This window comes from Streptomyces sp. NPDC025833, assembly GCF_055558055.1.
Genome location: NZ_JBVHNF010000002.1, coordinates 478,146 through 497,487, shown reverse-complemented (window position 1 = coordinate 497,487; position 19,342 = coordinate 478,146). Strand labels below are relative to the sequence as shown.

The window sequence follows — 19,342 nt, the reverse complement described above, 5'->3', positions numbered from 1 at the left end:
TCAGCCTCCCCACACGGCGAGCCGTTTGATCGCCGCCATCGGGACCGGCAGCCAGTCCGGTCGGTGTCTCGCCTCGTACAGCACCTCGTAGACCGCCCTGTCCGTCTCGTGCGCGCGCAGCAGCGCGTGCTTCTTGCGTGGATCCCAGCCCGCGCGGGCCGCGTAGCCGGCGCAGAACGCCTCCCGGCAGCGGCGCGCCCACTCGGGTCGCCAGGGGCGCCGCTGCCGGGCCGCGTAGTCGAAGGAGCGCAGCATCCCGGCGACGTCGCGCACCGGGGACTGCGGGGCCCGCCGTTCGGCCAGCGGACGGGACGGCTCGCCCTCGAAGTCGATGACGAACCAGTCGCGGCCCGCCCGCAGCACCTGCCCGAGGTGCAGGTCGCCGTGGATGCGCTGGGCGGGCGGTCCGGCGTCGCAGGTGGCCAGCGCCCCGAACGCGGCCTTCAGCCCCGGCACGAAGGGGAGCAGGTCCGGCACCGCGTGCGCGGCGGCGTCCAGCCGCGCGCACATCGCGTCGGCCGTGCGGCCGTTCTCGCCCGGCCCGGCCGGCGGGAACGCCTCGGCCAGCGCGAGGTGCACCTCGGCCATGGCGCGGCCCAGCGCGTGGGCCTCGGCGGTGAAGTCCTCGCCCGCGGCCAGCGCGCCGAGCGCCAGCGACCAGCCGTCGGTGGCGTCCGGCAGGAACGGCTGGAGCACACCGAGGGTGGCCCGGCGCGGGGCGGTCGTGGTGAACCACGCCACCGGCGCGGGCACCCGCGCGCAGCCCTGCGCGGCCAGTGCCGCCGGTACCTCCAGGTCCGGGTTGACGCCCGGCTGGATCCGCCGGAACACCTTGAGGATGTACGCGTCGCCGTACACGATCGAGGAGTTGGACTGCTCGGCGTCCAGCAGCCGCGGCGGCAGCCCCCCGGGCAGCTCGGCCTCCGGGGCCGTCCCGAAGCGCAGCGGGCCCGCCGCGCCGGGCCGGCGCAGCCGCTCCAGCAGCAGGTCGGCCGAGCGCGGGTCGTACAGCGCGTCGTACACCGCGAGGCCGGCCAGCGGGCCCTCCTCGGCGCGGCCGATGAACGCCCGTTGCAGGCGCGGGGCGAGGTGCCGGCGCAGCCCCAGCAGCAACTGGTAGCAGTCCCCGGGCGGGGGAGTGCCGCCGGGGGCGGGCACCGGCGCGTGCGAAGCGTGCACCAGCAGGTGCAGGCAGCCCGGGAACAGCTCGGTCACGGACAGCACCGACAGATCGGTGACGGGCCGGTCCTTGCCCGCGAACCAGCGTTGCCTCGGCAGCCATTCGCGCAGCAGACCGCCCAGCGAGGCCAGGGGCCCGTCGGCGCCGGCGGCGGCGCGCGGTCGGGGGGTGATGGTCTTCGGCATGGTGACGCGTCCTTTCCTCGGCGCCGGCGGGTCAGCGGCGGCCGATGCGGGATGCGACTCGGGTGAGCCGGAACCAGTAGAAGCCGTGGCCCTGCAGGGTGAGCAGGTAGGGCAGTTCACCGATCGCCGGGAACCGGACGCCGCCGATCAGCTCGACGGGGTGCCGTCCGTCGTAGGCACGCAGGTCGAGTTCGGTGGGCTGGGCGAAGCGGGAGAAGTTGTTCACGCACAGCACCAGGTCGTCGCCGTACTCGCGCAGGAACGCCAGGACCGCCGGGTTGGACGAGGTCAGTTCCGTGAACGAGCCGAGTCCGAAGGCGGGGTTCTGCTTGCGGATCTCGATCATGCGGCGGGTCCAGTGCAGCAGGCTGGACGGGGACGACATGGAGGCTTCCACGTTGGTGACCTGGTAGCCGTGGACGGGGTCCATGATCGTGGGCAGGAAGAGGCGTCCGGGGTCGCAGGAGGAGAAGCCGGCGTTGCGGTCGGGTGTCCACTGCATGGGGGTGCGCACCGCGTCGCGGTCGCCGAGCCAGATGTTGTCGCCCATGCCGATCTCGTCGCCGTAGTAGAGGATCGGCGAGCCGGGCAGGGACAGCAGCAGCGCGGTGAACAGCTCGATCTGGTTGCGGTCGTTGTCGAGCAGGGGGGCCAGGCGCCGGCGGATGCCGATGTTGGCGCGCATGCGGGGGTCCTTGGCGTACTCCGCCCACATGTAGTCGCGTTCCTCGTCGGTGACCATCTCCAGGGTCAGCTCGTCGTGGTTGCGCAGGAAGATCCCCCACTGGCAGTGGGTGGGGATGGCCGGCGTCTTGGCCAGGATCTCGGAGACGGGGTGGCGGGACTCGCGGCGCACGGCCATGAAGATGCGCGGCATGACGGGGAAGTGGAACGCCATGTGGCACTCGTCGCCGCCGGTGCTGTAGTCGCCGAAGTAGTCGACGACGTCCTCGGGCCACTGGTTCGCCTCGGCGAGGAGCACGGTGTCCGGGTACATCGCGTCGATCTCCCGCCGGACCCGCCTGAGGAAGGCGTGTGTGGCGGGCAGGTTCTCGCAGTTGGTGCCCTCCTCCGAGTAGAGGTAGGGCACCGCGTCCAGCCGGAACCCGTCGATGCCCAGGTCGAGCCAGAAGCGCAGGGCGGCGAGCACCTCCTCCTGCACGGCCGGGTTCTCGTAGTTCAGGTCCGGCTGGTGGGAGAAGAAGCGGTGGAAGTAGTACTGGCCGCGGACCGGGTCGAAGGTCCAGTTGGAGACCTCGGTGTCGACGAAGATGATCCGCGCGTCCTGGTACTGCTTGTCGTCGTCGGCCCACATGTAGTAGTCGCCGTAGGGGCCTTCGGGGTTCTTGCGGGACTCCAGGAACCACGGGTGCTGGTCGCTGGTGTGGTTCATGACGAAGTCGATGATCACGCGCATGCCGCGCTGGTGGGCGGCGTCCACGAACTCCACGAAGTCGGCCAGGTCGCCGAATTCCGGAAGGACGGCGGTGTAGTCGGCGACGTCGTAACCGCCGTCCCGCAGCGGGGACTTGAAGAACGGCGGCAACCACAGGCAGTCCACGCCGAGCCACTGGAGGTAGTCCAGCTTGGCGGTCAGGCCCCTCAGGTCGCCCACGCCGTCGCCGTTGCTGTCGTGGAAGGAGCGGACCAGGACCTCGTAGAAGACGGCGCGTTTGAACCACTCCGGGTCCCGGTCCTTGGCGGGGGTGTCCTCGAAGGTGTCCGGTACGGGCTCGTTGACGGTCATGAGGCTGCGGGCCCTCCGTTCTGGGGCGTCGCACGCCCGGCGTGGAGCACGTGCGCCGGCGCGTCACCGGGCGTCAGCCGCACGTAGTTGGTCCTGCCCCAGCGGTACGTCTCGCCCGTCAGTTCGTCGTGCACCGACAGGGCGGCGTCCCAGTCCAGGCCGAGTTGCGGCATGTCCAACGAGACCGTGGCCTCCTGGGTGTGCTGCGGGTCGAGGTTGACGACCACGATGACCGTGTCCGTGCCGGTGCTCTTGCTGTAGGCGAGCACGGCGTCGTTGTCGGTCGGGTGGAAACGGAGGTTGCGCAGGCGCTGCAGCGCGGGGTGTGTCCTGCGTACCTCGTTGAGCCGGGTGATCAGGGGGGCGATGGTGCGGCCCTCGCGTGCGGCGGCCTCCCAGTCGCGGGGCCTGAGCTGGTACTTCTCCGAGTCCAGGTACTCCTCGCTGCCCTCCCGCAGGGGGGTGTTCTCGCAGAGTTCGTAGCCGCTGTAGACGCCCCAGGAGGGGGAGAGGGTGGCGGCGAGGACGGCGCGGACCTCGAAGGCGGGGCGGCCGCCGTGCTGGAGGTAGGCGTGCAGGATGTCGGGAGTGCTGGGGAAGAGGTTGGGCCGCATCCAGGCCGCCGCCTCGCCGGACAGCTCGGTGAGGTACTCGGTCAGCTCCTGTTTGTCGTTGCGCCAGGTGAAGTACGTGTACGACTGCTGGAAGCCGATCTGGGCGAGCGTGTGCATCATCGCGGGCCGGGTGAACGCCTCCGCGAGGAAGATCACGTCGGGGTCCTCGCGGTTGACCTCGCCGATCACCCGTTCCCAGAAGACGACCGGTTTGGTGTGGGGGTTGTCCACCCGGAAGATCCGCACCCCGTGGTCCGTCCAGTGCCGCAGCACCCGGACCGTCTCGGCGACCAGGCCGTCCATGTCCTGGTCGAAGGCGATGGGGTAGATGTCCTGGTACTTCTTCGGGGGGTTCTCCGCGTGGGCGATGGAGCCGTCGGGGCGGTGGTGGAACCACTCGGGGTGCTTGTGGACCCACGGGTGGTCCGGGGAGCACTGGAGCGCGAAGTCGAGGGCGACCTCCAGGCCGTGGGCGCGGGCCTCGGCGACGAAGAAGTCGAAGTCCTCCAGGGTGCCCAGCGCGGGGTGCACGGCGTCGTGGCCGCCCTCGGGGGAGCCGATGGCCCAGGGCACGCCGACGTCGTCGGGGCCGGCGGTGAGGGTGTTGTTGCGGCCCTTGCGGAAGGTGGTGCCGATGGGGTGGACGGGGGGCAGGTAGACGACGTCGAAGCCCATCGCCGCGATGGCCTCCAGCCGGCGGGCCGCGGTGCGGAAGGTGCCGTGGGGCTGCTCGGCGGTGCCCTCCGAGCGGGGGAAGAACTCGTACCAGGAGCCGTACAGGGCGCGTTCGCGTTCCACCAGCAGCGGCATCGGGTCCGAGGCGGTCACCAGCTCCCGCAGCGGATACCGGGCGAGCACCCCCCGCACCTCCGGCGACAGCGCCGCCTCCAGACGGTGGTGCACCGACAGGGTGTCGTCACCGAGGGCCCGTGCGGCGGCCGACACCAGGTCGCGCTCCGGGCCCCGGGGCACCCCGGCCGCGGCGCGCCCGTACAGCTCGGCGCCGTCCTCGAGCACCAGGCCGGTGTCGATCCCGGCCGGCACCTTCACGGACGCGACGTGCCGCCAGGTCGCCAGCGGATCGCTCCACGCCTCCACCCGGTAGGTCCAGTGGCCCGTCGAGTCCGGGGTGACCTCCGCGCCCCAGCGGTCGCTGCCCGGGGCGAGCTCCCGCATGGGCGTCCAGGGACCGCGCCGGCCCGCCGGATCGCGCAGGACCACGTTGGCGCCCACGGCGTCGTGCCCTTCGCGGAACACGGTGGCGGTGACCTCGAAGGTCTCCCCGGCCACCGCTTTCGCCGGGCGCCTGCCGCACTCCACGGCCGGCCGGACGTCACGTACCGGTACACGGCCGATGGCCGGGGTCCTGCGCATGTATCTCACCTCCGCCGTGCGCGAAGCCGGGCACCCGGCCCGGCTTCGCGATCCGATAGTCGGGCCGGCGCGTGCCGAGCCCGAGGGGAACGCCTTGTACGGTGCCAGGTCAGGGGCTTGGTGCCGTGGATCGCCGCTCCGGTGGCGACGCTCTTCTCCCCGCCCGGCGTGGCTGCGGCCGACCGTCCTGCTCGCGCAGGTAGGTGACCGGGTTCGTGCGCAGATAGCGCTCCGCCGCGTCCGCCGCCTCGCGGGCGCAGCGTTTGCCCATCAGCACGCACAGCGTGTAACCCGAGTCCTCGAAGGTGGCCCGGACCGCGCGGTCGTGGGGCGAGGCGAGCATGACGCGCTCCCACGCCCGGTAACGCCGCAACTGCCGGGCCACTTCGCCCTTGGCGGGTAGCAGCATGGCCCTCTTCACCTTCCACGCTCTCGACTGGGCGCGTTCCCGACGGTCGGGTGGTGTCCGCGCGCAGGGGTGCGGCACCGTTACGGCGATCGAGGCTTTCACTCATGGTGCACGCGGGACGACGCAGCGTCTTGTTGGAGCTTCAACCGTTACGGGTGCCGGGTGCTCGTGTTGCACGAATGGCGTAGCGCCCGCACCGTGGAGGTGACTCGGAAGCGACAACCGCTCACGCTATGTGTCCGGGGTGCTTCCCGGACGGGGCCAGGGGAGCGAGAGCTTCGCCGGTGAGGAGCGAGCGACGATGAAGACCGCAGTGCCCTGCTACTACCACCTCGACGTGGAAGTCAGTCCGGAACGGGTGGGACAGGTCAGCCGCATCCTGGCCGCCCACCTCCGCCACTGGGATCTCGACACCCTCGTGGACCCCGTCTGCCGCGGCGCCGAAATGCTGCTGCGGGCCATCGACGCGCACGCGACGGACAAGCACACCTCGATCGAGCTGTGGTGGAACGGACAGCACCTCATCACCGCCTTCGGTGACGACGACCCGGACCTGCGCCCCGACCAGGACCTTCGCTCGTGCCTGGCGGACATCGCCGCCATGAGCGACGGCTGGGGCTGCTGCGCCCCGGACACCGGCAGCAAGATCATCTGGTTCTCCCAGCGCGCCCGCGCCGGCCAGCGGGTGCCGCTGGTGCCCCTCGCCCCGGACTCCACGCTGCGGACGGGCCTGAGGGTTCCCCGCGAGGAGCCGACTGCCGCGCTGGCCGCACTCGCGCCCGCCGGCGACGACGTCCTGGAGGGCAGCCGGTGACCGCCCGCCCGTCCCGTGCAGGGGTGCCCGTCTGGAGCGGGCACCCCTACCCGTTGGGCGCCGTGTTCGACGGGCAGGGCACCAACTTCGCGCTCTTCAGCGAGGTGGCCGAACGCGTCGAGCTGATCCTCGTCGACGACGCCGGCACCGACACCCCCGTCCGGCTGCACGAGGTCGACGGGTCCGTGTGGCACGCCTACCTGCCCGGCGTCGGCCCCGGCCGGCGCTACGGCTACCGGGTGCACGGCCCCTGGCAGCCGTCGCTCGGCCACCGCTGCAACCCGGCCAAGCTGCTGCTCGACCCGTACGCCCGCGCCGTGGACGGCCAGATCGACAACCACCCCTCGCTGTACGAGCGGGCGCCGGACGGACCCGCCCCGGCCGACAGCGCGGGCCACACCATGCTGGGCGTGGTCGCCGACCCGTTCTTCGACTGGGGCGACGACCGCCCGCCCGGGACGCCGTACGCGGAGACGGTGATCTACGAGGCCCACGTCCGCGGTCTCACCATGACCCACCCGGACGTGCCCGAGCGGCTGCGCGGCACGTACGCCGGCCTCGCGCACCCCGCCGTCACCGGGCACCTCACCTCGCTCGGGGTCACCGCGGTGGAGCTGATGCCGGTCCACCAGTTCGTGCACGACGGCGTCCTCCAGGACCGGGGCCTGGCCAACTACTGGGGCTACAACACCATCGGCTTCTTCGCCCCGCACAACGGGTACGCGGCCCTGGGCACCCGCGGCGGGCAGGTCGAGGAGTTCAAGGCCATGGTCAAGGCGCTGCACGCGGCCGGCCTCGAAGTCATCCTCGACGTGGTCTACAACCACACCGCCGAGGGCAACCAGTTCGGCCCCACGCTGTCCTTCCGCGGCATCGACAACGCCTCCTACTACCGGCTGGTCGACGGCGACTGGGCGCACTACTACGACACCACCGGCACCGGCAACAGCCTGCTGATGCGCCACCCCTACGTACTCCAGCTCATCATGGACTCGCTGCGGTACTGGGTCACCGAGATGCACGTCGACGGCTTCCGCTTCGACCTCGCGGCCACCCTGGCCCGGCAGTTCCACGAGGTGGACCGGCTCTCGGCGTTCTTCGACCTGATCCAGCAGGACCCGGTGATCAGCCGGGTGAAGCTGATCGCCGAACCCTGGGACCTGGGGGAGGGCGGCTACCAGGTGGGCAACTTCCCGCCGCTGTGGTCGGAGTGGAACGGCAAGTACCGGGACGCCGTGCGGGACTTCTGGCGGGCCGAGCCGGGTTCGCTCGGCGAGTTCGCCTCCCGGCTGACCGGTTCCTCGGACATCTACCAGCACAGCCGGCGCCGGCCGCGCGCGAGCGTCAACTTCGTCACCGCGCACGACGGTTTCACCCTGCGCGACCTGGTGTCGTACAACGACAAGCACAACGAGGCCAACGGCGAGGACAACCGGGACGGCGAGAACCACAACCGCTCGTGGAACTGCGGGGCGGAGGGCGCGACCCGCGACCCCGCGATCCTCGAACTCCGCGCCCGCCAGCAGCGCAACCTGCTGGCCACGCTGCTGCTCTCGCAGGGCATCCCCATGCTCAGCCACGGCGACGAGCTCGGCCGCACCCAGCACGGCAACAACAACGCCTACTGCCAGGACAGCGAGACCTCCTGGATCGACTGGCGGCTGACCGGGGAGCAGCGGGCCCTGATGGAGTTCACCGGCCGCCTCATCGCCCTGCGCGCCGCGCACCCGGTGCTGCGCCGCCGCCGCTTCTTCCGCGGCGAGACCCCGACCAACGCCGAGCAGCCGCTGCCCGACCTGATGTGGCTCAGGCCGGACGCCCGCGAGATGACCGCCCGGGACTGGCAGCGCGGCGACGCGCACACGGTCGGCGCGTTCCTCAACGGCGACGCCATCGCCGAGCGCGACCCGCACGGCGGCCGCATGGTCGACGACTCCTTCCTGCTGCTGGTCAACGGCTACTGGGAGCCGGTCGACTTCCGTCTGCCCGGCCACTCCTTCGGCGAGTGCTGGACCGCGCTGATCGACACCGCCGAGCCGGACGGCGTCCCCGACGAACGCGAGCACAAGGCCGGCACCAGACTGCGCGTCGAGGCCCGCAGCCTCATCCTGCTCTCCCGCCCGTCCCGTCCGGCACCGCCGTCACGCCGGGCACGCGGGTCACAGAAGTCACGCGGGTCACAGGGGTCGCGCGGGTCCAAGCGATCACGCAGGCCGCGGCGGTCGCGCTAGCGGTCACGGAAGGCCGCGCGGCGGGCCGTGGCGCACCCGGGGTGCGCCACGGCCCGCGGCTCAGCGGGCGTGGCGTGCCGTCACCGTGAACTGCGCGCCGTCGGCGTCCCGCAGGATCGCCTCGGTCTCGTCCTCGCTCAGCACGCTGCCGCCGTGCTTCTCCGCCGCGCGGACGCAGCCGGGCACGTCGTCCACGGTGAAGTGCACCTGCCAGTGCGGTCGCACGGACGGGTCCGGGGCGGCCTCCACCGCGCCCGAGTCGATGTGCGCGACCGCGTCACCGCGGCTGCGCAGTATCACCTCGTCGCCGTTGTACTCGACCTCGCAGCAGCCCGGCAGCCCGGTCGCCCAGTCCAGGACCTCGCCGTAGAAGATCGCGGCGTCGAAGGCGTCCCGGGTGTGCAGCCGTATGAAGGTCGGTGCCGCGTGCCGCCACGTCTCCCAGTTGGTGACCAGCTCACCCTGCCAGATCCCGAACGTGGCCCCGTCCCGGTCCGCGAGCAGGGCGGCCCGGCCGGGCGGGAACGACAGCGGCCCGACCGCCGCCGTGCCACCGCGCTCCCGGGCCCGGGACGCGGCCACGTCGGCGTCCGGCACCGCGAAGTACGGCGTCCAGGCAACCGCCATCTGCCACATGGAGGCGACGGCCGCGATCCCGGCCACCGGGACCCCGTCGGCCAGGGCGATCCGGAAGTGCTCGCCGAGTTTGGCGCCGCGCCAGCGCCAGCCCAGGACGGCCGTGTAGAAGTCCTGGGTGGCCTGGAGATCGCGGCTGGTCAGGCTCACCCAGCACGGTGCGCCGAAGACGGCGTGGGTGGACATGACGTCTTTCCTGCGCGGTCCGCCGGCGGCGGTGCTGTCGTGGTTCATGGCAGTCGCGTCCTGCTCTCGGGGCCGGGCGGCCACCGGTCTGACACCAGTGTCCGGCCGGACGGGGTGGGATCGCTCGCCGAGTACCCCGACCGGCCGAGGGGCAGGCCACCGCGCCCGGCGGGAGAGGGCACGGCAAGGGGGGAGAGGGCACGACAGGCCGGCCCGCCGCCGGGGTCCCGGCGGTGAGGGGACGGGCCGGCGGACCGGCGGGGGCCGGTCAGCGGATCTCCGCCAGCAGTTCCTCGCGCAGCCGCTCGAAGCAGCTGCTCAGCAGCCGCGATACGTGCATCTGCGAGATGCCGAGCTGCTCGGCGATCCGGCTCTGGGTCATCCCGCGGAAGAACCGCAGGTAGAGAATGGTGCGCTCGCGCTCGGGCAGCATCGCCAGGCACGGCTTGACGGAGGCCCGGTCCACGACGAGGTCGAACCCGGGGTCGGGACCGCCCAGCGAATCGCCGAGTACGTAACCGTCCGTGCCGGCCACCTCGGCGTCCAGTGACAGCGCCGAGAAGCACTCCAGCGCCTCCATGCCCGCGCGCACCTCGTCCTCGGCGAGTCCCGTGTGGGCCGCGATCTCGGCGACGGTGGGCGCCCGGCCCGAGGTGCACTGCGCCAGCTCCTTCGCGGCGGTACGGACCCGGTTGCGCAGGTCCTGCACCCGGCGCGGAACGTGCAGGGTCCACATGTGGTCCCGGAAGTGGCGCTTGATCTCCCCGGTGATGGTGGGCACGGCGTACGCCTCGAACGCACGGCCGCGCTCGGGGTCGTAGTGGTCGACGGCCTTGACCAGGCCCAGCGCGGCCACCTGGTAGAGGTCTTCGAGGGCCTCGCCGCGGCCGCGGAAGCGTACGGCGATCCGCTCGGCCATCGGCAGCCACAGCCGGACCAGTTCGTCCCTGAGTGCCTGGCGCTCGGGGCCGTCGGCCAGTGCGGCGAGCCGTTCGAAGGCCTCGCCCGTGTCCGGGGCGTCATCGTGCGGATGGGGCTTTGTGCTGCCGGTGACGGGCATTGCGCACCTCTCTCAGCAGGTGCTGGTGAACAGACACCGTGGGAGGTGCGCGCGGACCGAGAAGGGCATCGGGGCGCCCGGCGTCACCGGCTCCCACGGGAAGTGCCTCCTGTCCGAAGCACTATCATCACTTTCCCACAGGTGGACATCTCAAAACAAATGAGACATATGGGTGAGAATGCATAGTCATCACCGGCAGGGCCCGCCGCCCCCCGCGGGGGGCCCGGTCCCCGCGCCGTCCGGCCCACCGGTCCCGGGACGGACGTGATGTGCGGCACGCACGCGCACGCGTGTGGAGCGGCTCCCGAACGGATAGTGCCTGCGCAGCGCTTGATCAACGATCAAAGCGGGCGAATTCCCTGGCCACGGCGCATTCCACTCATTTGACAGTGCGCTCGGCACACAGATAGACAGCAGCTCTCGAAGGTCGAGAGGGGCACTGTGTACGAGCCGAACGTGGTCGGGGACTGGCAGGAGTACGAGGAGCAGGCCGGTCTGCGGGTCCGCGTACACCGCCTGGAGGCCGCCGAGCCGCCGCGCGGACGCGACGACGCCGCCGCCGGGCTGACGTACTTCAGTGTCCGGGTGACCGTCGAGAACCGCGGCGCGCGGCACTTCGGCATCCACCTGGAGGACGGCCAGCTCGACGTCCGCGTCGGTCCCGACGGCGAGGGCGCCTTCATCGACTGGCGCAACTCCCAGTTCATCGAGGGCTTCGACGTCTATCCGCTGCGCCGGGCCACCGCCGTGCTCTACGCCGCCGCGCCCGAGGGCGCCCTCACCCACGTGGACGTACAGGTGCAGGTGCGGGTGGACGACGAGTGGGCCGACCGCCGGCTGTGGACGGGCGGCATCGGCGTCACCGAGGCCACCGCGGCCCCCGCGCCCACGGGCGCCGGGCAGGGCGGCCTCGCCCACCAGGTCTCCGCCTTCCTGCGGGACCAGGCGGAGCCCGGCGCCGCCTGAGGCGGACGGGGCGGGTCCGGGGCGCCGCCGGAGTCCGGTGCGCGGCGCGCCGTACGCGCCGCGCCCTACTCGCTCAGTGCGCGATGCCGTCGATGATCTCCCGTGCGCCCTGCCGCAGCAGCGCCACCGCGACCGAGGTGCCGAGGGTGGCCGGGTCGAGCCGCCCCGCCCACTCGTGGGCGTTCAGCCGCGTCTTGCCGTCCGGGGTGAACACGCAGGCCCGCAGGGAGAGTTCCCCGCCGCGGTCCACGCGCGCGAAGCCGGCGATCGGGCTGTTGCAGTGGCCCTGGAGGACGTGCAGGAACATCCGTTCGGCCGTCGCCTCGCGGTGCGTGTCCGGGTCGCCGAGTCCGCTGACGGCGTCGATCAGCACGGCGTCGTCCTCGCGGCACTGCAGGGCGAGGATGCCCGCGCCGATCGGCGGCATCATCTCCTCCGTCGACAGCACCTCGCTGATCACGTCGGGCCGGCCGATCCGCTCCAGGCCGGACACCGCCAGCAGCAGCGCGTCCGCCTCGCCCGCGGCCAGCTTCTCCAGCCGGCGGTTGGCGTTGCCGCGGAACGGCACGCACTGGAGGTGCGGGTGGGTGGCGGCCAGCTGGGCGATCCGGCGCACCGAGGAGGTGCCGATCCGGGCGCCGGCCGGCAGCTCGTCCAGGGTCAGGCCGCCGGGGTGCACCAGCGCGTCCCGGATGTCGTCCCGCTTCAGGAACGCGGCGAACACGGTCCCGGCGGGCAGTGGACGGTCGGCGGGCACGTCCTTGACGCAGTGCACCGCGAGGTCCGCCTCCCCGGCCAGCAGGGCCGCGTCCACCTCCTTGGTGAACGCCCCCTTGCCCTCGACCTCGGACAGCTCGCCCAGCCACTTGTCACCGGTCGTCTTCACCGGGACCACCTCGGTCCTGACACCCGGGTGCAGTACGGCCAACTCGGCGCGGACCCGCTCTACCTGGGCCAGGGCCATGGGGGAGTCGCGGGAGACGATACGGATCAGTTCCGGCACAGACATGGGACCACGATAGCCCTTGGCAGCGGTCCGCTTCCGACCGGTCACAGTACGCCGTGACGGACCGGACGGCCCGCACGGACCGGTGGACCACGCTCCGGTGCCGCGTCCGGCGGCCGGCGGCCTCAGCCGGGCCGGCCGAAGGGGCGCGCGGGCGGGCCGGGGGCCCGGTGCACCCGGCGCCGGTGGGACCGGGGAGGCCCTGGGCGCGGCCCGCCCCCTCCTCAAGTGCCCTCGCCCTGCGGCAGGTTCGCCGACGAGGTCTCCGGGGTGAGGTCCGGGCGCAGGCGGAGCCAGGAGGAGTGGCGGAGCATGCCGTCGCGGGTCCGGGTGCTGTAGCCGACCTCGCCCACCAGGCGGGGGAGCACCCAGCGCGCCTGCGCGATCCGCGGTGCCGGGTCGAAGGGGCAGCGGTCGCTCGCCGCGTCCCGGAGCAGTTCCGCCAACCGGGTGCGCTCCGCCCCGCTCCAGCCGGTGCCGACCCCGCCCACGTACCGCAGCCGGCCGTCCGGGTCCCGCTGGCCGACCAGGACCGCTCCGGGCAGCCCGGTCAGCCGGCCCCGGCCGGGCAGCCAGCCGCCGACGACCACGTCCTCGGCGCGCGTGTTCCGGATCTTGATCCAGGCGCGGGAGCGGACCCCGGGCTCGTACACCGAGTCCAGCCGCTTGCACACCAGGCCCTCCAGGCCGTGCTCGCGGGTGGCGCGCAGCGCCTCGGCGCCGTGTCCCGTCACGGCGCCCGGTGTCGACCAGTGCGGCCCGGTCAGGCCCAGCTCCGTCAGCCGGGCCCGGCGCCGCGTGTACGGCAGCCGTACCAGCGGCTCGGCGAGGAACGGCACGTCGAACAGGACCAAGTGCACCGGCACCCGGGCGGCCCGCCGCGCCGCCCGCGCCGGGGCGTGCGCGAGGCCCATCCGGCTCTGGAGCAGCTGGAAGTCGGCGCGTCCCCGGGCGTCCAGGGCCAGTACCTCGCCGTCCAGGACGGCGGGGGTGCCGCCCAGGAGCCCGCCCAGCGGCCGCAGTTCGGGGTAGGCCCCGGTGATCTCCTCGCCGGAGCGGGCGCGCAGCAGGACACTGCCGTCGCCCGGCAGGTAGACCATCACCCGCTGGCCGTCCTGCTTGGTCTCGTACGCCCACCGCGTGTCCTGGGCGGCGGGCGGCAGGCGGCCCGGGGTGGCCAGCATCGGCGGGATGAGCGGCAGGGTCTCGGCGGTCACGGCTGAAGGTCTCGACCGGCTCCGCCGCCCGCACGCGCCTTTCCCGCCCGGTTCCCCTGAACGGGTCCGCCGGACGGGCCGGGCCGGCCGCGGGTCAGGCGATCTTCTCGGCCGCCGGCTCGGCGGCGGGGACCGGGACCGGGCCGGCCGGACGGTGCCGGGGGAGGCACGCGGCCAGCAGGAAGGCGAGGACCGCGGCGCCCGAGCCGATCGCCATGACGACCTTGAAGGCGTTCTCGGACGGCAGCGCGTGACCGCCGAGGTCGGTCGTCATGTGGGCCAGGATCACGCCCGCGACGGCACTGGCCACCGAGGTGCCGATGGACCGCATCAGCGTGTTGAGGCTGTTCGCGGCGGCCGTCTCGGACGCCGGGACCGCGCCCATGATCAGCGCGGGCATGGCGCCGTAGGCGAAGCCGACGCCCGCGCCGATGACGCAGGAGACCAGGACCAGGTGCCAGACCTCGCTCATCAGCACGATGTTGAGGGCGTACCCGGCGGCGACGACGACCGCTCCGGTCATCAGCGTGATCTTCGGGCCCCGCGCCTTGGTGACCATGGCGGAGAGCGGGGCCGTGGCCATCATCACCAGGCCCTGCGGGGCCATGACCAGGCCCACGGTGAGCATGGAGCGGCCGAGCCCGTAACCGGTTTGGGTGGGCAGCTGGAGGAGCTGCGGCAGCGCCAGGGCCATCGCGAACATCGAGAAGCCGAACGCGATGGAGGCCAGGTTGGTGAACAGCACCTGGCGGCGGACCGTGGTGCGCAGGTCGACCAGCGGCTGCGCCGTCCGCAGCTCGAAGACGCCCCACACCGCGAGCACCACGACGGCGAGCGCGAACAGGCCCAGGGTGGTGCCGCTGCCCCAACCCCAGTCCGCGCCCTTGGAGATGGCGAGCAGCAGGGCCACCAGCCCGACGGCCATGCCGAGTGCCCCGGTCACGTCGAACCGGCCGCCGGAGCGCACCTGGGACTCCGGTACGAGGGCGAGCACGAGCAGGAGCGCGACCACGCCGAGGCTCGCGGAGGTCCAGAACAGCACGTGCCAGTCGAAGTGGTCGGCGATGAACGCCGCCGCGGGCAGCCCGAGGGCACCGCCGACCCCGAGCGAGGCGCTCATCAGCGCGGTGGAGCCGGCCAGCTTCTCCGGCGGCAGCTCGTCGCGCATGATGCTGATGCCCAGCGGCACCACGGCGGCGGCGAGGCCCTGCAGCGTACGGCCGGCGATCATCGGGACGAGCCGGTCGGCGAACGCGCACACCACCGAGCCCACGACCAGCATGACCAGGCTGACCAGCAGCAGGCGCCGCTTGCCGAACATGTCGCCGAGGCGGCCCGCGACCGGCGTGGCGACGGCGGCGGCCAGCAGGGTGGCCGTCACCGCCCACGTGGCGTCGGACGAGGCGGCGTGCAGGTAGTCCGGCAGCTCCGGAACGATCGGGATCACCAGGGTCTGCATCAGCGACACGGTGATGCCGGCCAGCGAGAGCACCGCGACGACGGCACCCGGCCGTGACGGGGCGGGGCTGCCGGACCCGGCGGACCGGGCGGTGGCGTCGGACATGGAAGGCCTTTCGGGAGGACGGATGGAAGCGGCCGAGTTTTAAGTCAACTGACTGACTTACTGTAGCGGTCCCGGAGCCGTCCGGCGGACGGGCCGGTCGGAAGCGGCCGGAACCGGCCCGTAGGCTGCTCACAGGACCTCGCCGCCCCGGTGGAGGACCCGGCGCGGCGTGGGACGGACCGCCCGGGGTGGTGCCTCGTCCCCGAGCGGTGGTGAGCATGGCGCGCAGGTCGGCGCGGGCCGAGCAGGTGAACGCGACGCGGGAGGCGATCCTGACCGCGGCGGAACGGCTGTTCGCCGAGCAGGGCGTGTACGCCGTCTCCAACCGCCAGGTCAGCGAGGCCGCGGGCCAGGGCAACAACGCCGCCGTCGGTTACCACTTCGGCACCAAGGCCGACCTGGTCCGCGCGGTCGCGCGCGGCCACGCCCGGCCCATCGAGGCGCTCAGGGAGCGGGCCCTCGAAAGGGTCACCGGTTCGGCCGACGTCCGCGACTGGGTCGACTGCCTGGTCCGTCCGGTCACCGAGCACCTGGCCGGACTCGGCGCCCCCACCTGGTACGCCCGGTTCTGCGCCCAGGTGATGACGGACCCCGCGCTGCACCGGATCGTGGTCGAGGAGTCGCTGGCCTCGCCGGCGCTGCGCAAGGCGGTCGTGGGCCTGAACCGCACCCTGCCCGAACTGCCGCCCGACGTCCGCGCCGAACGCAGTCAGATGGTCCGGGTGCTGATCCTGCACGTCTGCGCCGAGCAGGAGCGGGCACTGGCCGAGGGCACCCCGACCCCCCGCGGCACCTGGAGCGAGGTGGCGACCGGGCTCGCCGACGCCGTCGTCGGCCTGTGGCTGGCACCGGTCAGCGCCGGCCGCTGAGCGGCTCCCGGCGCCGCCCCCGACGGCCGCTGCCCGCCGGTCACGACCCGGTCAGCCCGGGCGGGGCGGCCTGACCCACCCCAGCGACCGTTCCACCGCCCGCTGCCAGTTGTCGTACTCCGCCTCCCGCCGCCCGGGGTCCATGTCGGGCATCCACTGGGCGGCCCGGTGCCAGTTGCGGCGCAGCACCTCCAGGTCGGGCCAGTAGCGGGCGGCGAGTCCGGCCGCGTAGGCCGCGCCCAGGGAGACCGTCTCGGCGACCAGCGGCCGCACCACGGGCACGTCGAGCACGTCGGCGACGAACTGCATCAGCAGGTTGTCCGCGGTCATGCCCCCGTCCACCTTGAGCTGCCGGAGGGGGACCGAGGAGTCGGCGTTCATGGCGTCGACGACCTCCCGCGTCTGCCACCCCGTGGCCTCCAGCACGGCGCGCGCCAGGTGCCCCTTGGTGATGTACGAGGTGAGGCCGACGATCACCCCGCGGGCGTCGCTGCGCCAGCGGGGCGCGAACAGGCCGGAGAAGGCCGGGACGATGTAGCAGCCGCCGTTGTCCTCGACGTCCCGTGCGAGGGTCTCGATCTCCGGGGCGCTGGCGATCAGCCCGAGCCGGTCACGGAACCACTGCACGAGGGCCCCGGTGATGGCGATCGACCCCTCCAGCGCGTAGGACGGCGGCTGGTCGCCGATCCGGTAGGCGACGGTGGTGAGCAGCCCGTGCCGCGACCGCACGATGTCCGTGCCGGTGTTGAGCAGCAGGAAGCTCCCCGTCCCGTAGGTGCACTTCGCCTCGCCCGGGGAGAAGCAGGTCTGGCCGAAGAGGGCGGCCTGCTGGTCGCCCAGGGCGGCGGTGATCGGGACGCCGGGCAGCAGCGCGCTGGCCTCGCCGTACAGCTCCGCGGACGACCGGATCCGCGGCAGCATCGCGCGGGGCGCGCCGAAGAGGTCCAGCAGTTCGTCGTCCCACGCCAGGGTGCGGATGTTCATCAGCATCGTGCGGCTGGCGTTGGTCGCGTCGGTGATGTGCAGCCCGTGGCCGGCGCCGCCGGTGAGGTTCCAGATCAGCCAGCTCTCGATCGTCCCGAACAGCACCTCGCCGTCCCGGGCACGCTGCTCGGCCCCCTTGACGTGGTCGAACAGCCACCGGACGCGCAGCGCCGAGAAGTAGGTGGAGGGCGGCAGCGCGCACCGGTCCAGGAAGAACTCCTCCCCGGGCCGCCGGCGCAGCTCCTCGACCAGCGGTGCCGTGCGGGTGTCCTGCCAGACGATGGCCCGGCCCAGCGGGACGCCGGTCCGCCGGTCCCACAGCACCGTCGTCTCCCGCTGGTTGGCCAGGCCGACGGCGGCGACCTGCGCGAAGTCGACGCCCGCGGCGGACAGCGCCTCGGGCACGACGCGCCGCAGGTTCTGCCAGATCTCCACGGCGTCGTGCTCGACCCAGCCGGGCCGGGGGAAGTACTGCCGGTGCTCCCGCTGGGCGACCGAGACCAGCCGTCCGTGATGGTCGAACAGCATGCACCGGGTCGAGTTGGTGCCCTGGTCGACGGACATCACGTACCGTTCTGCCATGATCGGGTCTGCCTTCCGACGGGTCGAGGGGCGGCTTTCCTGGCCTACCAGCGGGCGGCTCCCAGCTCCCGGGAGATCGCCCGGGCGGCTTCCCTGAGCAGGCTGATCAGGCCCGTCCGGGGATGGTTGCGGCTGTCGCAGATCCGCTCGACGGGCCCCGACAGCCCGATGGCTCCGACGACGAGCCCGCCGTGCCCCCGGATCGGCGCGGCGAGCCCGGCCTCGCCCATGCTCATCTCCTGGATCTCGGCGGCCCACCCGACCTCCCGGACCGCGGCGAGCGCCCGGGAGAGCCGGTCGGGGTCGACCAGGGTGTGCCGGGTGTACGCCTCCAGCTCCGGCGCCCGGCCGGGCTCGGCGGCGACCGCGGTCCCGTAGGCCAGCAGCACCTTCCCCATCGAGGAGGCGTGCAGGGGCAGCAGCGCTCCCACGTCCAGCGTCTGGAAGCTGTCGTCGGGCCGGAACACGTGGTGGACGACGAGGACCTGGCCCTCCAGCGGGGTCCCCAGCCGGACCGACTCACCGCTGCGGGCCGCGAGCGCGTCGGCCCAGTTGAGCGAGCGCGAGCGCAGCTCGTTCACGTCCAGGTAGCTGGTGCCGAGGTGCAGCAGGGCCGCGCCGAGCTGGTACTTCCCGGTCGCCGCGTCCTGCTCGACGAAGTCGACGTGCTGGAGCGTGCGCAGGATGCCGTGCGCGGTGCCCTTCGCCAGCCCGAGCGAGGCCGCCACCTCGCCGAGCCCGAGTCGGCGGGGCCCACCGGCGAGCAGGCGCAGGATCGCCGCCGCCCGTTCGATCGACTGGACTGGGCCGGCCATGAGCCGAGCTTATTACCGCCGCGCGCCCTTCGCCCTGCGGAGCCGGGGGACGCCGTGGGCACAGGGCGTTCGGTAATGCCGACCCCGGCTGATTGACCGGCGCCGGTGTGTCTTCCTAGCTTGCTCCGAGGCCCGGGAACGCGCGGGGACACGGCGCCGGACCGGCGGCACTCACCATCGGGAGAGAACATGGCGGCACAGCTCGACACGCTGCTCCGGGCGGCGTACGAACACGTGTGCCCGGTGCCGCCCGCCGCCGGTGCCGTCTCGGTGGTACGCCGACGGGTGGCGGCGCTCCTCGCCGAGTGGCGGGTGTGCCCGCAGCTCGTGGAGGACGCGCTGCTCGTGGTGTCGGAACTGGTCACCAACGCGATCGTGCACGCCAGGCCCCCGGCCGAGCTGCGGCTGTCGTGGGCGGGTGGCGCCCGCGGGACCCTGCGGGTGGAGGTCACCGACGCGGGGGCCGTACGGCCGGCCGGGCAGGCCCCCGCCGGGATCGACCCGGACGAGCACGGCCGGGGCGAGGCGATCGTCCACGTCCTGGCGACGCGGCACGGGCTGCGCGTCCACCCCGGCGGGATCACCCGCTGGGCCGAACTCGTCGCGGCCTGACCCTCCCCTCGGCGCCCGCCCCGCGCGGGCGGGTACGGCGCGGCTGTGATCACGGCCTGCCCGCGAGGCCACCCGCGTCCGGTTCCCCAGGGCACCGGGGTGTCCCCGGCGGGGCCGGCTGACCAGGCCCGCCGTTGCCCGTCGCCGTCGGCCGGACGAGCGGGGGCGGTGCGGGCCGTGCAGAGAGCCGTGTCGGCGGTTCGCCCGCGGCTGGGGTCACCGACGACGACCTGCCCGCGAGGTCGGCGCGGCTACCCGCGTCCGGCTCCCTGAGTACCGGGGTCTGCCCGG

At 73.1% G+C, this 19,342-nt stretch carries 16 protein-coding genes; 5 read left to right on the top strand and 11 right to left on the bottom strand.

The window, feature by feature from the left end; genetic code table 11:
• From ACZ4K2_RS04765 to ACZ4K2_RS04750, 4 genes are all read right to left on the bottom strand, one after another.
• The gene (locus ACZ4K2_RS04765; protein ID WP_467479847.1) at positions 1–1,365 is read right to left on the bottom strand and encodes a maltokinase N-terminal cap-like domain-containing protein; all 1,365 of its coding nucleotides are present in this window, start codon (positions 1,363–1,365) and stop codon (positions 1–3) included.
• A 31-nt stretch (positions 1,366–1,396) separates the two neighbouring features.
• Positions 1,397–3,112 (bottom strand): maltose alpha-D-glucosyltransferase, encoded by a 1,716-nt coding sequence (gene treS, locus ACZ4K2_RS04760; RefSeq protein WP_467769943.1) that lies wholly within the window; start codon positions 3,110–3,112, stop codon positions 1,397–1,399.
• On the bottom strand, positions 3,109–5,100 hold the full coding sequence (locus ACZ4K2_RS04755; RefSeq protein WP_467769942.1) for an alpha-1,4-glucan--maltose-1-phosphate maltosyltransferase: 1,992 nt from the start codon (positions 5,098–5,100) through the stop codon (positions 3,109–3,111). Before ACZ4K2_RS04755 ends, treS begins: the two co-directional genes overlap by 4 nt.
• A gap of 109 nt (positions 5,101–5,209) precedes the next feature.
• Positions 5,210–5,509, bottom strand: a complete 300-nt coding sequence (locus ACZ4K2_RS04750; protein ID WP_467470459.1) for a DUF5133 domain-containing protein — start codon at positions 5,507–5,509, stop codon at positions 5,210–5,212.
• 301 nt (positions 5,510–5,810) lie between these two features.
• Here ACZ4K2_RS04750 and ACZ4K2_RS04745 point away from each other — a divergent pair, with 301 nt between their 5' ends.
• The gene (locus tag ACZ4K2_RS04745) at positions 5,811–6,323 is read left to right on the top strand and encodes a pep a2 (RefSeq protein ID WP_467470457.1); all 513 of its coding nucleotides are present in this window, start codon (positions 5,811–5,813) and stop codon (positions 6,321–6,323) included.
• Complete coding sequence (gene glgX, locus ACZ4K2_RS04740; protein WP_467470455.1) at positions 6,320–8,554, top strand: glycogen debranching protein GlgX; 2,235 nt, start codon at positions 6,320–6,322, stop codon at positions 8,552–8,554. The genes ACZ4K2_RS04745 and glgX overlap by 4 nt, the downstream gene beginning before the upstream one ends.
• A 60-nt stretch (positions 8,555–8,614) precedes the next feature.
• On the opposite strand, the gene ACZ4K2_RS04735 is transcribed toward glgX, so the two are convergent.
• Both ACZ4K2_RS04735 and ACZ4K2_RS04730 read right to left on the bottom strand, forming a co-directional pair.
• Entirely contained in the window at positions 8,615–9,424 is an 810-nt protein-coding gene (locus ACZ4K2_RS04735; protein ID WP_467470453.1) for a VOC family protein, read from the bottom strand.
• 220 nt (positions 9,425–9,644) lie between these two features.
• Positions 9,645–10,436, bottom strand: a complete 792-nt coding sequence (locus ACZ4K2_RS04730; protein ID WP_467470451.1) for an RNA polymerase sigma factor SigF — start codon at positions 10,434–10,436, stop codon at positions 9,645–9,647.
• A gap of 441 nt (positions 10,437–10,877) precedes the next feature.
• On the opposite strand from ACZ4K2_RS04730, the gene ACZ4K2_RS04725 reads away from it, so the two are divergent.
• A complete protein-coding gene (locus ACZ4K2_RS04725) occupies positions 10,878–11,402 on the top strand; it encodes a hypothetical protein (protein WP_467470449.1) in 525 nt (174 codons plus the stop codon).
• A gap of 73 nt (positions 11,403–11,475) precedes the next feature.
• Here the strand turns inward: ACZ4K2_RS04725 and hemC are convergent, their stop codons facing one another.
• From hemC to ACZ4K2_RS04710, 3 genes are all read right to left on the bottom strand, one after another.
• Positions 11,476–12,411, bottom strand: a complete 936-nt coding sequence (hemC, locus tag ACZ4K2_RS04720) for a hydroxymethylbilane synthase (RefSeq protein ID WP_467470447.1) — start codon at positions 12,409–12,411, stop codon at positions 11,476–11,478.
• A 221-nt stretch (positions 12,412–12,632) separates the two neighbouring features.
• Positions 12,633–13,592: an ATP-dependent DNA ligase gene (locus ACZ4K2_RS04715; protein ID WP_467470497.1), complete on the bottom strand. Its 960-nt coding sequence runs from the start codon at positions 13,590–13,592 to the stop codon at positions 12,633–12,635.
• A 127-nt stretch (positions 13,593–13,719) separates the two neighbouring features.
• Entirely contained in the window at positions 13,720–15,189 is a 1,470-nt protein-coding gene (locus ACZ4K2_RS04710) for an MFS transporter (protein ID WP_467470445.1), read from the bottom strand.
• A gap of 218 nt (positions 15,190–15,407) precedes the next feature.
• Between ACZ4K2_RS04710 and ACZ4K2_RS04705 the strand changes: the two genes are divergently transcribed.
• Positions 15,408–16,058, top strand: a complete 651-nt coding sequence (locus ACZ4K2_RS04705; RefSeq protein WP_467470443.1) for a TetR/AcrR family transcriptional regulator — start codon at positions 15,408–15,410, stop codon at positions 16,056–16,058.
• 51 nt (positions 16,059–16,109) lie between these two features.
• On the opposite strand, the gene glpK is transcribed toward ACZ4K2_RS04705, so the two are convergent.
• Entirely contained in the window at positions 16,110–17,624 is a 1,515-nt protein-coding gene (glpK, locus tag ACZ4K2_RS04700; protein ID WP_467470442.1) for a glycerol kinase GlpK, read from the bottom strand.
• Between the two features lie 44 nt (positions 17,625–17,668).
• A complete protein-coding gene (locus ACZ4K2_RS04695) occupies positions 17,669–18,439 on the bottom strand; it encodes an IclR family transcriptional regulator (RefSeq protein ID WP_467470440.1) in 771 nt (256 codons plus the stop codon).
• 189 nt (positions 18,440–18,628) lie between these two features.
• Here ACZ4K2_RS04695 and ACZ4K2_RS04690 point away from each other — a divergent pair, with 189 nt between their 5' ends.
• Positions 18,629–19,051, top strand: a complete 423-nt coding sequence (locus ACZ4K2_RS04690; protein ID WP_467470438.1) for an ATP-binding protein — start codon at positions 18,629–18,631, stop codon at positions 19,049–19,051.
• Positions 19,052–19,342: the final 291 nt, after the last annotated feature.

Bases quoted from the DNA above. Each gene is read 5' to 3' on its own strand.
- glpK (WP_467470442.1), bottom strand. From the start codon at position 17,624: ATGGCAGAACGGTACGTGATGTCCGTCGACCAGGGCACCAACTCGACC.
- hemC (WP_467470447.1), bottom strand. From the start codon at position 12,411: ATGTCTGTGCCGGAACTGATCCGTATCGTCTCCCGCGACTCCCCCATG.
- ACZ4K2_RS04705 (WP_467470443.1), top strand. From the start codon at position 15,408: ATGGCGCGCAGGTCGGCGCGGGCCGAGCAGGTGAACGCGACGCGGGAG.
- ACZ4K2_RS04750 (WP_467470459.1), bottom strand. From the start codon at position 5,509: ATGCTGCTACCCGCCAAGGGCGAAGTGGCCCGGCAGTTGCGGCGTTAC.
- ACZ4K2_RS04715 (WP_467470497.1), bottom strand. From the start codon at position 13,592: ATGCTGGCCACCCCGGGCCGCCTGCCGCCCGCCGCCCAGGACACGCGG.
- ACZ4K2_RS04735 (WP_467470453.1), bottom strand. From the start codon at position 9,424: ATGAACCACGACAGCACCGCCGCCGGCGGACCGCGCAGGAAAGACGTC.
- ACZ4K2_RS04690 (WP_467470438.1), top strand. From the start codon at position 18,629: ATGGCGGCACAGCTCGACACGCTGCTCCGGGCGGCGTACGAACACGTG.
- ACZ4K2_RS04695 (WP_467470440.1), bottom strand. From the start codon at position 18,439: ATGGCCGGCCCAGTCCAGTCGATCGAACGGGCGGCGGCGATCCTGCGC.
- treS (WP_467769943.1), bottom strand. From the start codon at position 3,112: ATGACCGTCAACGAGCCCGTACCGGACACCTTCGAGGACACCCCCGCC.
- ACZ4K2_RS04730 (WP_467470451.1), bottom strand. From the start codon at position 10,436: ATGCCCGTCACCGGCAGCACAAAGCCCCATCCGCACGATGACGCCCCG.
- ACZ4K2_RS04755 (WP_467769942.1), bottom strand. From the start codon at position 5,100: ATGCGCAGGACCCCGGCCATCGGCCGTGTACCGGTACGTGACGTCCGG.
- ACZ4K2_RS04710 (WP_467470445.1), bottom strand. From the start codon at position 15,189: ATGTCCGACGCCACCGCCCGGTCCGCCGGGTCCGGCAGCCCCGCCCCG.
- ACZ4K2_RS04745 (WP_467470457.1), top strand. From the start codon at position 5,811: ATGAAGACCGCAGTGCCCTGCTACTACCACCTCGACGTGGAAGTCAGT.
- ACZ4K2_RS04765 (WP_467479847.1), bottom strand. From the start codon at position 1,365: ATGCCGAAGACCATCACCCCCCGACCGCGCGCCGCCGCCGGCGCCGAC.